The 13,234-nt window shown below is 68.2% G+C and carries 10 protein-coding genes and 1 pseudogene; 6 read left to right on the top strand and 5 right to left on the bottom strand.

Features of this window, described 5'->3' with window-relative positions; genetic code table 11:
• Positions 1–198: 198 nt before the first annotated feature.
• The gene (locus Q664_RS32175; RefSeq protein ID WP_200883795.1) at positions 199–1,527 is read right to left on the bottom strand and encodes an aminotransferase class V-fold PLP-dependent enzyme; all 1,329 of its coding nucleotides are present in this window, start codon (positions 1,525–1,527) and stop codon (positions 199–201) included.
• Positions 1,528–1,965: 438 nt separating this feature from the next.
• On the opposite strand from Q664_RS32175, the gene Q664_RS32170 reads away from it, so the two are divergent.
• The 5 genes and pseudogenes from Q664_RS32170 (at position 1,966) to Q664_RS32150 (ending at position 7,064) form a co-directional block, all read left to right on the top strand.
• Positions 1,966–2,475, top strand: a complete 510-nt coding sequence (locus Q664_RS32170; protein WP_043404124.1) for a (2Fe-2S)-binding protein — start codon at positions 1,966–1,968, stop codon at positions 2,473–2,475.
• Positions 2,472–4,634 (top strand): xanthine dehydrogenase family protein molybdopterin-binding subunit, encoded by a 2,163-nt coding sequence (locus tag Q664_RS32165; RefSeq protein WP_043404122.1) that lies wholly within the window; start codon positions 2,472–2,474, stop codon positions 4,632–4,634. The genes Q664_RS32170 and Q664_RS32165 overlap by 4 nt, the downstream gene beginning before the upstream one ends.
• Positions 4,635–4,719: 85 nt before the next feature.
• A pseudogene (locus tag Q664_RS32160) lies at positions 4,720–5,199 on the top strand (solute carrier family 23 protein); the annotation flags it as partial.
• A 54-nt stretch (positions 5,200–5,253) separates the two neighbouring features.
• Complete coding sequence (locus Q664_RS32155; protein ID WP_200883794.1) at positions 5,254–6,357, top strand: AAA family ATPase; 1,104 nt, start codon at positions 5,254–5,256, stop codon at positions 6,355–6,357.
• Entirely contained in the window at positions 6,354–7,064 is a 711-nt protein-coding gene (locus tag Q664_RS32150; RefSeq protein ID WP_052518933.1) for a DUF4276 family protein, read from the top strand. Before Q664_RS32155 ends, Q664_RS32150 begins: the two co-directional genes overlap by 4 nt.
• Positions 7,065–7,080: 16 nt before the next feature.
• Here the strand turns inward: Q664_RS32150 and Q664_RS32145 are convergent, their stop codons facing one another.
• The 4 genes from Q664_RS32145 to Q664_RS32130 form a co-directional block, all read right to left on the bottom strand.
• Complete coding sequence (locus Q664_RS32145; protein ID WP_043404118.1) at positions 7,081–8,469, bottom strand: sigma-54-dependent transcriptional regulator; 1,389 nt, start codon at positions 8,467–8,469, stop codon at positions 7,081–7,083.
• The gene (locus Q664_RS32140; protein ID WP_043404116.1) at positions 8,466–9,929 is read right to left on the bottom strand and encodes a sensor histidine kinase; all 1,464 of its coding nucleotides are present in this window, start codon (positions 9,927–9,929) and stop codon (positions 8,466–8,468) included. The genes Q664_RS32145 and Q664_RS32140 overlap by 4 nt, the downstream gene beginning before the upstream one ends.
• A 117-nt stretch (positions 9,930–10,046) precedes the next feature.
• Positions 10,047–10,688, bottom strand: coding sequence for a hypothetical protein (locus tag Q664_RS32135; protein ID WP_043404114.1), 642 nt, complete (start codon positions 10,686–10,688; stop codon positions 10,047–10,049).
• The gene (locus Q664_RS32130) at positions 10,685–11,320 is read right to left on the bottom strand and encodes an RNA polymerase sigma factor (protein WP_084610501.1); all 636 of its coding nucleotides are present in this window, start codon (positions 11,318–11,320) and stop codon (positions 10,685–10,687) included. Before Q664_RS32130 ends, Q664_RS32135 begins: the two co-directional genes overlap by 4 nt.
• A 230-nt stretch (positions 11,321–11,550) precedes the next feature.
• On the opposite strand from Q664_RS32130, the gene Q664_RS32125 reads away from it, so the two are divergent.
• Positions 11,551–13,200: a SulP family inorganic anion transporter gene (locus Q664_RS32125; RefSeq protein ID WP_043404112.1), complete on the top strand. Its 1,650-nt coding sequence runs from the start codon at positions 11,551–11,553 to the stop codon at positions 13,198–13,200.
• Positions 13,201–13,234 lie beyond the last annotated feature (34 nt).

Here is a 13,234-nt window from a genome sequence, read left to right as displayed (position 1 = left end):
CTCTCCCTCTGGGAGAGGGACAGGGTGAGGGTATGCATTTCCCGGGTTGAACCCATGACGCCGCACCTCGTCGCCGGCCCGGTGTTCTCCCATGACGGGTTCAAGAACCAGACGATGCTCTTCCTACCGGAGGAGCTCGTCTGTGTTCCCCACCGTCTCTGGCCAATCTTCCATCGAGCCGTAGCGCCCGGCGCCCACTCAGGCCATGGAGCGGATGGCGGCGAGCGTCTTCTCCACTTCGGCCGTGGTGTTCTGGATGCCGAACGCCACCCGCGCGAAGGGCACGGCGTAGGGCGTGGTCGAGGCAAGCACCCTGTTCCGCTCCGCGAGCCGCTGCACGACCTGCTGCGGCGACATGCCCTTCACATCGAAGCAGACCATGCCGGAGGACAGCTCCTTCGAGCGGGGCGTGTACAAGGTGACGTGAGGCATCTTCGCCAGACCCTCGCGCATCTGGGCATTCAGCTCATGAATGCGCTCGGTGATGCGAGCGGGGCCGATGGCCCGATGGAACTCGAAGGCAGGGGGGACGGCCCAATAATGCTCGAAGGCCTGGAAGCCGCCGGGGGAGAACCAGGTGGCGCGAGCGGGCATATCGGGAGGCTTCTCGCCGGCCCAGGCGAAGAACAGCTCGGCGGACGAGGTGCTCGGCATGAGGGGCCGCATGACGGACCACACCTCGGGGCGGGCCCAGACGAAGCCGGTGCCGCGCGGACCAAATATCCACTTGTGCGTCCCCGCGGAGAACGCATCCATCCCCATGGCCACGATGTCCGGCGACTCCACGCCGAGTCCATGCACTCCATCGACGACGAAGAAGACCCGGCGATCCGGGGAGCGCTCGCGATTCACCACGGCGAGGGCATCGGCGATGCGCCGGAGGGGCAGCTTGAGCCCGCTGCTCGAGTGCACCCACGTCACGCCCACCACGCGTGTCTCCGGACGGATGGCCTTGCGCAGACGCTCGACCATGTCATCGGCGGAAATACTGTCGTACGAGTCGAAGAGCGGAATCTTCCGCCACGTCGCGCCAGCGCGCTCGGCCGCGAGGCGGATGGCCTCGTGGTGAACGAAGTGGTCGTGCGTGGTGGTGAGGATCTCATCCCCCGGCTTCAGGGGCAGACCCTGGTAGATGACGGCGAGGCCGGTGGTGGTGTTCTGGGTCAGCGCGATGTCATCCGCGCTCCCGCCGATGTACGAGGCAATCGCGTTGCACACCTTCGCGGGGACGTACTCCTCGGGCGGCCCGCCGAACGCCAGCCGCTCCACGGTCTGGAGCGGATTGGACTCGAGCTGCTGGCGGTAGGCGGCGATGGCCTCGCGCACCGGGCGAGGATGCGACGAGAGGAAGAAGAGACTGAGGTGGATGTAATTCGGGTCGAGGTCGAACTGCCGCCGCACGGCGCCCCAGTTCTTCGAGTCGAAAGGAGCACCCCCCGGCTTCTTCTCCGCGGCGACTCCGGTGGGAACGACACCCGCCCCCGCGGCGAGCGTACTGGTGAGGAGGAAACCGCGCCGGCTCAGCATGCACGCAACTCCTTGCCAAGGATTGTCATGCAAAGCCTAACGGTCCGCGCATGGGCATTCCATACGCACTTCTCACATTCTCCGACGTTGCAAGTGTTTCACGTCATTGGGCCCGCGTTCACCGGGACTCGGGGGATTTCCCGACCCGCCGTCCACGGAACCACGTACGCACGGCGGCCACGCGGCTCCACGGCGGAGCCCGGCCAGGAAACGAGCGGAGGTCGCGGTCTTCATGTGTGGTGCCATGCTGAAGGGCTCCGGTGGCGTCCATCAACACGCAAAAGAAGCACACCCCACGGAATGCGCACCCGGAGTATCGGCGAGCATGGAGGCAGGCGGAGGAATGAGAACCCGAGGCGCACTCCGTCCCGCTGGGTTATCTTTCCTCACCCCCCTGGCAGAGGAAGCACAACCCCTGCCCGCCCCCCTGAAAAACACATGAAGCTCACCATCAATGACCGGGAGTACGAGGTTCCCGAGGAGAACCCCCACCGCGTGCTGCTGTGGGTCCTTCGGGACGAGCTGGGCCTGGTTGGCACCCGCTTCGGCTGCGGTGCCGGCATCTGCGGTGCGTGCACCATCCATGTGAATGGAGTGGCCACGCGCGCATGCCTCACCCCGGTGTCCACGCTGGCCGGCGCGCGCATCCGCACCGTGGAAGGCCTGTCCACCCCGGGGCCGGATGGCCAACCCCAGCTGCACCCCGTGCAGCGGGCGTTCCTCGACGTGCAGGTGCCCCAGTGTGGCTGGTGCATGAGCGGGCAGATGATGAGCGCCGCCGCCCTGCTCGAGCGCAACCCGAGCCCCACGCCCGACCAGGTGGTGGAGGCCATGCAGAACAACTACTGCCGCTGCGGCACCTACTGCCGCATCAAGAAGGCCGTGCTCTCGGCGGCGCAGCAGCTGGCGCAGGAGACGAAGCCGCTGACCCAGGAGACGAAGCCATGAGTGACGCGGTGGCTCCGAAGAAGAGCTGGCGCCCCACGCGCCGGCAGTTCCTGTTGGGCCTCGGCGTGGGGGGCGTGGGGGCGCTCGCCCTGGGCCTGCCCGCCATGCGCCTGGCCGTGTCGCGCGCCGTGGACGAGGGCCTCGTCCCCTCGTCGGATCCGCTGGACCCCACCCTCTGGTTCGAGGTCCTGCGGGACGACCGGGTGCGCCTGCACCTGCCCAAGGTGGAGATGGGCCAGGGCATCCACACCGCGCTGGCGCAGATCGCCGCCGAGGAGCTGGAAGTCCCCTGGGAGCGGCTGGAGGTGGTGCACGCCACCACCGCGCATGGACCGGTGGACAAACAAGGCACCTCGGGAAGCATGACGGTGGTGGGCCTGTACCAGCCCCTGCGCGAATCGGCCGCCACGCTGCGGGAGATGCTGCGCACCGAGGCGGCCCGTCAGCTGGGCGTGCAGGCCAGCGCGCTCGTGGCCGCCGGGGGGACGCTGAGCGTGCGGGACCAGCCCGAGAAGAAGCTGCGCTACGGCGAGGTGGTGGCGAAGCACACGGGCACGTGGGAAGTGCCCGAGCACCCCCCGGCGCTCAAGCCGGCGAAGGACTTCCAGTTCATCGGCAAGTCGATGCCGCGCGTGGACCTGGAGGCCAAGCTCACCGGGCAGGGCGTGTATGGCTATGACCAGCGGCTGCCCGGCATGCTGTACGGGGCCACGGCCCGGCCGCCACGGCTGGGGAGCACGCTGCGCGCCGCGCGGGAGGGCAAGGCGCGCCAGCAGCCCGGGGTGGTGGAGGTGCTGATGGGAAGCGACTTCGCCTCGGTGGCCGCCGAGTCCCGAGAGCAGGCCCACGCGGCCCTGGCGCACCTGGAGCTGGAGTGGACCGAGGGTGAGTCGCTCCAGCAGGCGGACGTCGAGGCGCGGACGACGGTGAAGGACGGAGAGGGCGTGCTCGTCCAGGAAGAGGGCGACGTGCCGGAGCACCTGGGGCGAGGCAAGCAGTTGAGCGCCGAGTACCGCACGCCGCTGGCGGCGCACGCGCACCTGGAGCCGCAGTCCGCGCTGGTGGAGGTGAAGCCGGAGCGGGTGCGGGTGTGGGCGTCCACGCAGATGCCCGGAAGCATCCGCAAGCAGGTGGCGAAGGCGCTGGAGCGGGACGAGGAGAGCGTGGAGCTCGTCCCCACGCACCTGGGAGGTGGCTTCGGCCGGCGCCTGGACGCGAAGGCCGCCATCGAGGCCGCGCGGCTCTCCCGGGCCACGGGCCGGCCGGTGCACGTGGGGTGGACGCGCGCCGAGGAGTTCCGCCATGGCTTCTTCCGCCCGCCCACGCACCACGTGCTGAAGGCCTCGCTGGAGGAGTCCGGCAAGGTGCTGGCCATCGAGCACCAGCAGGCCAGCGGTGACGTCATCTTCTCGCTGATGCCCGGGGCCGTGGGCGCGGTGATGGGAGCGGACTTCGGCGCCTGGCGAGGGGCCACCATCCGCTACGCCATGCCGCACCGCCGGACGCTGGCCCAGCGTGTGGAGCTGCCCGTGCCCACCGCCACCTGGCGGGGCCTGGGCCTGCTGGCCAATACGTTCGCGGTGGAGGGCTTCATGGACGAGCTCGCCCACGCCGCCGGAGAGGACCCGCTGGCCTTCCGGTTGAAGCACCTCGGCGACGACGAGCTGGGGCGCCGCTTCCGCCGGGTGCTGGAGGCCGCGGCGAAGCAGGCCGGCTGGGGCTCGGCCGCTCCCGAGGGCCGGGCGCGGGGCATCGCGTGCTCCGTGGACATGAACACCGTGGTGGCCCAGGTGGCCGAGGTCTCCGTGGAGAGCGGGCGGCCGCGCGTGCACCGCTTCACCTGCGCCGTGGACTGTGGGCTCGTCATCAACCCGGACGGTGCCACCGCCCAGGTGGAGGGCGGCATCATGATGGCCCTGAGCTCCGCCCTGTCCGAGCGGATTACAATCAAGAACGGGCAGGTGGAGGCGGAGAACTTCTACGACTACCCGCTGCTGACGATGCGGGAGGCGCCGGAGATCGACACGCTGCTGGTGGGCGAGGGCGACAAGCCGCTGGGCATGGGCGAGCCGCCCATGGGTCCAGTAGCCGCCGCCGTGGCCAATGCCCTCTTCACGCTCACCGGGAAGCGCTTGCGGAGCCTGCCCCTGAAGCTCTAAGGCGGGCCCATGCCCCTCCCGCTCCAGAAGAAGGTCGTGCTGGGCCTCCAGCACACCATCGCCATGTTCGGCGCCATTCGCCGATGGCCTCGCCAACATGGCCTCGGCGGTGCTCGGAGGCCCCGCCGCCACCACCTACGCGGAGAACACGGGGGTGCTCGCCGTCACCCGCGTCTACGACCCGGCGGTGCTGCGCATCGCCGCCGGCTTCGCCATGCTGTTTGGCCTCTCGCCCAAGCTGGCCGCCGTCTTCCAGAGCCTCCCCGCGGGCGTGCTCGGCGGCGTCAGCATCCTGATCTTCGGGATGATCGCCTCCGTGGGCATCCGCACCCTCTCCGAGGCGCGCATCGACTTCGCCCACAGCCGCAACCTCATCGTCGTCAGCCTCATCCTCGTGCTCGGCCTGGGCGGCGCCAAGATTCCCGTGGCCTTCGGCGACGTGCGCCTGGAGCTGCACGGCATGGCCCTGGCCGCGCTCGTGGGCATCCTCGCCAATGTGCTGTTGCCCGCCTCGCTCGACCGCGAGGAGCTGGATGCACATCCCGCTGAAGATGTGAGACCTTGAGGCAGGTGGTAGCCTGTAGGATTCGCTCGGCCTCGTCGGTTGGAACTCCGTACCATGTCCCAGCAGCTCAAGAAATTGACCATCAAGGGCTTCAAGTCCATCCGCTCCCTGGAGGATCTGGAGCTGCGTCAACTCAACGTCCTGATCGGCGCGAATGGGGCGGGGAAGAGCAACTTCATCTCCTTCTTCAAGTTGCTGAACGAACTGATCGAGGGCCGTCTCCAATTCCATGTCGCACAGCGAGGCGGCCCCGACGCCTTGCTGCATTATGGCCGCCGGACGACACCTGAACTCCAGGCCAGGTTCTATTTTGGCCACAATGGGTACTTCATCGACCTGGTACCCACAGTCGACAATCGCCTCATCTTCTCCAATGAGACCCTGTGGTTCGATGGCCGTCATAGCCATCCGCGTTGGAACCTCGGTTCGGGTCACGCGGAGAGCCTGGCGCCAGAAAGGATGTCGTCGAAGTCCGAAGCCTTCTCGAAGGTAGCAGCCTACGTGGTTCCAGCGATACGCAACTGGAAGGTGTACCACTTTCACGACACGAGCGATGCCGCGAACGTCAAACGAGCGGGCGCCATCAACGACAACCAGACGCTCAGAGCAGACGCCGGGAACCTCGCTGCGGTCCTGTATCGGCTACAGCTACAACATCCTCGCGAGTACGAGCAGATTCGGGACACGGTACGGCTGGTCATGCCCAGCTTCGACAATTTTTCTCTTCGTCCATGGCCATTCGACCCCAATACGATCGCCCTGGAATGGAGGGAACAGGGCTCCGACTTCCCATTCCTGGCGCATCAACTCTCGGATGGAACCTTGCGTTTCATCTGTCTGGCCACACTCCTTCTGCAGCCGGAGCTTCCGTCCACCATCCTGATTGACGAACCAGAGCTGGGACTCCATCCCTACGCCATCAATGTCCTTGCTTCACTCCTTCGGAGCACCTCCACCCGGACTCAACTCATCATCGCCACACAATCAGTCCCCCTCATTGATTTGCTGGAGCTCGAGGACCTGATCGTCGTCGAGCGTTCCGGCGGGCAATCCGTCTTCAGGCGGCTCCAACGGACGGAATTCGAGCACTGGCTGGAGGAGTACAGCCTGGGCGAGCTGTGGATGAAGAACGTCCTGGGAGGGAGACCCTCTCGATGATCCGGCTGAATATCGTCGTGGAGGGACAGACCGAGGAGACCTTCGTCCGGGATCTGCTCGCCCCCCATCTCGGCCAATTCCAGGTATTCGCCACGGCTCGCTGCGTCGAGACCGGACGCCGCAAGCAACAGATCTACCGGGGCGGTCTGGTCAACTACGCCAAGGCGCGCAAAGACATCCAAACCTGGCTGAAACAGGACAAGCAGGCACTTGTTTCCACCATGTTTGATTACTACGCACTACCCGGCGACTTTCCAGCGCCAGCGGGCACCCGGAAAGAAGACCTCCCCCTTGACTGGGCGCTGCAGCTCGAACACGCGCTCGCGGCCGAGATCAATGACCCCCGCTTCATTCCCTACATTCAAGTCCATGAGTTCGAGGCACTGCTCTTCAGCGATGTGCAGAAGGCCGGCGATGTCTTGGGTGCGGACACGCTCCAACTGAAACAACTTCAGGACATCCGGGCGGCATTCCAGACCCCAGAGCACATCAACGACTCTCCGGAAACCGCGCCCTCGAAGCGGCTGTTGAAGCTGTTCCCTAAATACGACAAGCCGGTTTTCGGCTCGCTTGCGGTAAGCCGCATCGGGCTCGCACTCATCCGGCGGGAATGCCCGCATTTCGCGAGCTGGTTGCAGAAGCTCGAAAGCCTCAGTGCCTCAGCGCCAGGCCATCCAACCGCGCTCGATTCTGCTCCGCGGGAGTAGTCAACGGGAGTTCCGCTCAGGCCTTGTCGTCCTTGTCCTCGGCACCGGCGTGGCGCCGGCCCAGCTTGCGGTAGAGGGTCTTCCGGTCCACGCCGAGGATGCGCGAGGCCAGCGTCCGGCTCCCCCCCACCGTCTCCAGCACCCGCTGGATGTAGCGGCGCTCCATCTCCTCCAGTGACACCAGCTCGGACACGTCCTCCGCCTGGGCGCGGTTGGAGCCGCGGTAGTCGCGGATGCGCTCGGGCAGGTCCTCCACGGTGAGCTGCTCGTAGGAGGTGAGGGCCACGGCGCGCTCGATGCAATTCTGCAGCTCGCGCACGTTGCCGGGCCAGGTGTAGGCCAGCAGCCGCTGGGCCGCGGCGGGGCTGAGCCCCAGGACGCGCTTGCCGCCGCGGCCGGCGAAGTGCTCCACGAAGCGCTGGGCCAGCAGCAGCACGTCATTGCCGCGGGCGCGCAGCGGGGGCAGCTCCAGGCCGATGACGTTGAGCCGGTAGTACAGGTCCTCGCGGAAGCGCCCCTCCTCCACGGCCAGCTCCAAGTCCCGGTTGGTGGCGGCGACGATGCGCGCGTCGAAGGGCAGCTCCGAGTCCCCTCCCACCGGACGCACCGTGCGCTCCTGCAGGGCCCGGAGCAGCTTGGGCTGCAGCGCCAGGGGCATCTCCCCCACCTCGTCCAGGAAGAGGGTGCCGCCATTGGCCTTGATGAAGAGGCCGGTGCGCGCGGCCTTGGCGTCCGTGAAGGCCCCCTTGGCGTGGCCGAACAGCTCGCTCTCCAGGAGTTGCTCGGGCATGGCCGCGCAGTTGATGGCCACGAAGGGCCCCGCGTGGCGCCGGCCGCGGGCGTGCAGGGCCCGGGCGGCCACCTCCTTGCCCGTACCGCTCTCCCCGGTAATCAGCACCGAGGTGTCCGAGTCCGCCACCCGCTCGATGAGCTCGTACACCCGGCGCAGCGCCGGGCTCTCCCCCACCCAGCCCCCGTCCGCGGACGCATCCCCCAGGGCCTGGCGCAGCCGGCGCACCTCCTCGCGCAGCGCCCGGTGCTGCACCGCCCGCTCCAGCACCAGCACCAGCGCGTCCACGTCCACCGGCTTGGTGACGAAGTCGTACGCCCCCGCCCGGATGGCCGCCACCGCCGTCTCCAACGTGCCGAACGCCGTCAGCACCACCACCGGAATGTCCGGCCGGTTGAGGACGATGCGCTCACACAGCTCCAGCCCGTCCATGCCCGGCATCCGCAGGTCCGTGAGGACGGTGTCGAAGTCCTCCGTCTCCAGCAACGGGAAGGCCTCGTCCGCACGGCCTCGCACCGTGGGGATGAATCCCCGGCGAGCCAACCCCTTCTCCAACAGCGCGCGCATCTCGCGCTCGTCCTCGACGATCAGGATGCGGCCCTTCGTCGCGCTCATGCCTCGGCCTCCTCGGACTCGCCGGCCCCGGGTGGAAGGAAGATGGAAAAACAACTCCCGCGCCCGGGCTCGCTGCTCACGGATATCCATCCCCCATGGTCCCGGATGAGTCCATAGGAGACGGACAGCCCCAGGCCCGTCCCCTCCCCCACGTCCTTGGTGGTGAAGAAGGGCTCGAAGACGCGCGGGAGCGTCTCCGGGGAGATGCCCTCCCCCTCGTCCATCACGTCCATTCGCACCCACTCGGCCTCGGGGCCCCCCAGCTCCACCGGAGGCAGGGCGCGCGCGTGGCCCAGCCGCACCCGCAGGGTGCCCGGGCGATTCATCGCGTGGATGCCATTGACGACCAGGTTGGTGAGCGCCTGCTGGAGCTGCCCACCATCCACCTCCAGCCGCAGCGGCCCCTCGGCCTCGCTGGCGAGGTGGATGCCGCGCCGTGTCGCCATGGGGTGCAACATCCGCAGCGTGTGCGCCACCAGCTCCGCCAGGTCCTCCGGGGCCCGCTGGGGCGTGCGCCGCCGGGCGAAGTCCAGCAACTGGCGGATGATGCCCGTCATGTGCTGCACCTGCTGGGTGATGATCTGCGCGCACTCGCGCGTCTCGTCGCCCTCGGCCTCCCCGGAGGCGATCATCTTCGCCCGGCCGAGCACCACGTTGAGCGGAGTGCCCAGCTCATGGGCCACGCCGGAGGCGAGCTTGCCCACCGTGCCCAGCCGATCCGCGTGCCGCAGGTGCTCGAGCGTGGCCAGGCGCGCCGCCGTCTCGGCCGCCACCTGGGCGCGAGCGGCCGCCAGCCCACTGGCCATCTGGTTCATCGCCTCCGCCAGGGTGGACAGCTCGTCCTTCTGACGCAGGTGGACGCGCGCCTCCAGGTCTCCCTGGCCGATGCGCCGCGTGAACTCCACCAACTGCTCCACCGGGCGGCCCACCAGTTGGTGGCCCATGGCCATGGCCACGCCCAGGAAGGCCAGGAAGATGACGCCGGTGGCCACCGCCATGCCCAGCACCGTCCGGCTCACGTGCAGGCGCTGCTCCGTCAGGGGCTCCGTGATTTCGATGACGCCCTGCCGGGGGCCGATGCCCACCGGCGTGAAGGAGCGCAGCACGCCCGGAGCCCGCCGCTCGTCCACGAAGGAAACGTCCCGCCCCGCGAGCAGCTCCGCCCGTTGCTCGGACGACAGGTCCGTCGCCTCCGGCGAGTCCAGCCAGAGCCAGCTCAGCTTCACCTGCTCCTGGAAGCGGTTGGCCTGCGACAGCAACATCAGCGCCTGCTCCCCGCCCTCCACCTCCCAGGCCCGGACGAGCGAGCCGCCCAGCGCGTGGCCGAGCAGGCGGTGATCCTGCTGCATGTCCAGGGCCGAACGGTCCAGCTCCCGCCGCACCTCCACCGTCTCCAGCCCCGCGATGACCGCGAAGGCGAGCAGCACCAGGGCGAAAACGAGCTTCCTCGCGAGCGTCATGGCGCCCTCCACACCACGGCCCACCCCGCGATGTCCAACTGTCTACTGGTGCGGGGCAGAATGCCCCAGGGGGCGAACTGCCCCATTTCCTTCCATCACGGCCGGGAAACAGGCGCTTCAGTGCCCCGCGTCCACGACGAAGCGCTCGTTGATCTGCCGCTCATCCGAGGCGTGCGAGACGCGGAACTCGTAGCGGCCCGCCTTGTGGATGCGCACCCGCAGCGGCTGGGCGGCGGACCCGCTGGGGGCCTCGAACTGGTGCAGGCAGCGGTCCGCCTCGCAGCTCACCAGTTGGAGGGCGGGCAGGTGCTCGGCGTGGTGCTCGTGGAAGTTCATCTCGGCCGGGGTCTCCATGTGCACCACGGCCGTGCCCTCGGGGTGGTCGCCGATGTTCCAGGGGAGCTCCACCCAGCCGAAGCCCTCCTCGGGAATCTGGACGGACAGGTGCCGGGCGGGCAGGGACTCGTGGGAGATGAGCTGGGAGTCGTCGCCGTCGAGGTTGACCGTCACCCCCAGCATGAGCGCGCCCGTGAGCACCGCGCCCATGGCCACGCGGAGCCCGGCGGAGGCGCGCCAACCGGCGTACTTCGGCGGAGGCGCGGGCCGCGGGGGCGCGGACTGGCCGGCCTCGGCCGCCTCGAGCGCCGCCTGGATGCGGAAGCGGGCCTGTGTCGAGGGACGCTCGGTGCGGAAGGCCTGGATGGCGAACCGTGCCTCCTCGGGCAGCGGCGGCAGCTTCGTCTCGTCGTCCTTGCTCACGAGCCTCCTCCTGTGCGCACCGCGCACGCCTGCTGGTCCAGCTCCGCCTGGAAGGCTGTTCCCAACTGGGCCCGGCCGCGGAAGTGACGGCTCTTCACCGTCCCCACGGGCACCCCCAGGATGGAGGCTACCTCCTCGTAGCCCAGCTCTTCCACGTCACACAGCAACACCACCAACCGGTACTTCTCCGGCAAGGCATGCAGGGCGCGCAGCAGCATGGCCGACTGCTCGGACTGGCACGCCCTCGCCTCCGGATCCGGCTGCTCCACCCCCCCCGTGAAGAGGGTGCCGAGCACCGACGACGCCCCTTCCAGCACGCTGTCCAGGAGCGAGCGGCGCCGGGCCGCGGACCGCCGACCCTCGATGAACTGGTTGCGGATGATTCCGCACAACCATCCAAAGAAGGAGCCGTGCCCCTGGTAGCTGTCGCGGTGGAGGTACGCCCGCACCAGGGAGTCCTGGAGCAGATCCTCCGCCTCCTCCCGATCCTTGCACAGCGTCAGACAGAACCGGTGGAGCCGGGGCATGAGCGCTTCGACTTCGGCCTCGAACCGGGCCCGCTCGTTACCGGACACGGAGAGCCTGCCTCTCCCGTCCTCCACCTCCCACCACCTGGCGCCCTGTTGTCCCATGCATCACATCCACCCTCCAGACGGAACGAACCGTCGGCCGGTTCCCACTCATTTTGTTTTCCGCGAAGTTTCTCGGGGGGTGCCAGGAACCCGGCGGCCGTGCGTCCGGCCCGCCTGGGTGCCCAGAGGGGGAACAAGCGGGAAACAGGGAAAAAAACCCCTCACGGGAACCGGAGCGCGGCTCATCCCATCCCCAGTGAGTCCGATGCAGAAGAGGAGTCACGAACCCCATGCAATCCCCTTCCACACCTTCCACCACGCCCCGCCCCGAGCAGGCGGACGCGTCGACCTGGAAGAGTGATCTCGTCTCTGGCTTCCTGGTCTTCCTCATCGCGCTGCCGCTGTGCCTGGGCATCGCCATGGCGAGCGGCTTTCCTCCGGTGTCCGGCATCCTCACCGCGGTGGTGGGCGGCATCCTGTCCTCCTGGCTGGGAAGCGCCCGGTTGACCATCAAGGGGCCCGCTGCGGGTCTCATCGTCATCGCGCTCGGCGCTGTGCAGGAGTTGGGCCAGGGTGACATGGCCCTGGGTTACCGCCGGGCGCTGGCCACCATCGCGGTGGCGGCGGCGGTGCAGATCGCCTTCGCGCTGCTGCGCGCCGGGACGCTCGGGGACTTCTTCCCCTCGTCGGTGGTGCACGGAATGCTGGCGGCCATCGGCGTCATCATCTGTTCGAAGCAGGTCCATACGCTGCTGGGTGTGGCGCCCAAGGCCAAGGAGCCGCTGGCGCTGCTGGGTGAGATTCCCCAGAGCCTGGGGCGGCTGAACCCGGAGATCGCCCTCATCGGTGTCATCAGCCTGGTACTGCTCTTCGGGCACATGGCGCTGTCCAAGAAAGTGGCCTTCCTCAAGCGCGTGCCGGCCCCGTTGCTGGTGCTGCTCGTCGCGGTGCCCATGGGTCTGTACTTCGATCTGGACCACGAGCACACCTTCACCTTCTCCGACCACCTGTATTCCGTGGGCCCCAACTTCCTCGTGAACCTGCCGGGCAATCTGCTGTCGGCCATCACCTTCCCGGACTTCTCCGCGGTCGCCTCGAGCACTTCCATCAAGTACATCGTCATGTTCTCGTTGGTGGGCAGCATCGAGTCGCTGCTGAGCGCCAAGGCGGTGGACATGTTGGATCCGCAGAAGCGCCGCTCGGACCTGGACAAGGACCTGCTGGCCACGGGCGTGGGCAACCTCATCGCCGGCCTGCTCGGCGGCCTGCCGATGATTTCGGAGATCGTCCGCAGCTCGGCCAACATCGGCTACGGGGCGAAGAGCCGGCTGTCCAACTTCTTCCACGGCCTCTTCCTGCTGCTCTTCGTGACCTTCGCGCCCATGCTCATCCACCGCATTCCGCTGGCCGCGCTGGCCGCGATGCTCATCTTCACCGGCGTGCGCCTGGCGTCGCCGAGCGAGTTCGTGAAGACGTTCCGCATCGGCGCCGAGCAGCTCACCATCTTCAGCTTCACGCTGGTGGTGACGCTGGCCACGGACCTGCTGGTGGGCGTGGCGGCGGGCATCGTGCTGAAGCTGGTGGTGCACGTGCTCAATGGCGCGCCGATCGGCGGCCTGTTCCGGCCCGCCATCGAGGAGCAGCAGCACGGAGACAAGGTGGTGCTGCGCGTGCGGCACGCGGCCGTCTTCAGCAACTACCTCAAGCTCAAGAAGCAGATCTCCAAGCACGCCCAGGCGAAGCACGTGGAGCTGGACCTCGAGGACGCGCGACTGGTGGACCACACGGTGATGGAGCGGCTGCACGAGCTGGAGGATGAGTTCTCCCGCGCGGGCCGGCACCTGCACATCCGTGGGCTGGACCAGCACCGCGGCCTGTCGACGCACCCGCTCGCCGCGCGCAAGAAGCTGCCGGGCAACAGCCCCGTCGGCGCCCAGTAGCCCTTCCTTCCGGTATACCTGAACCAGGACGTCT

The organism is Archangium violaceum Cb vi76 (genome assembly GCF_000733295.1).
GTDB lineage: Bacteria > Myxococcota > Myxococcia > Myxococcales > Myxococcaceae > Archangium > Archangium violaceum.
The sequence above is the reverse complement of the archived record's forward strand: the minus strand, read 5'-3'. Positions and strand labels throughout refer to the sequence as shown.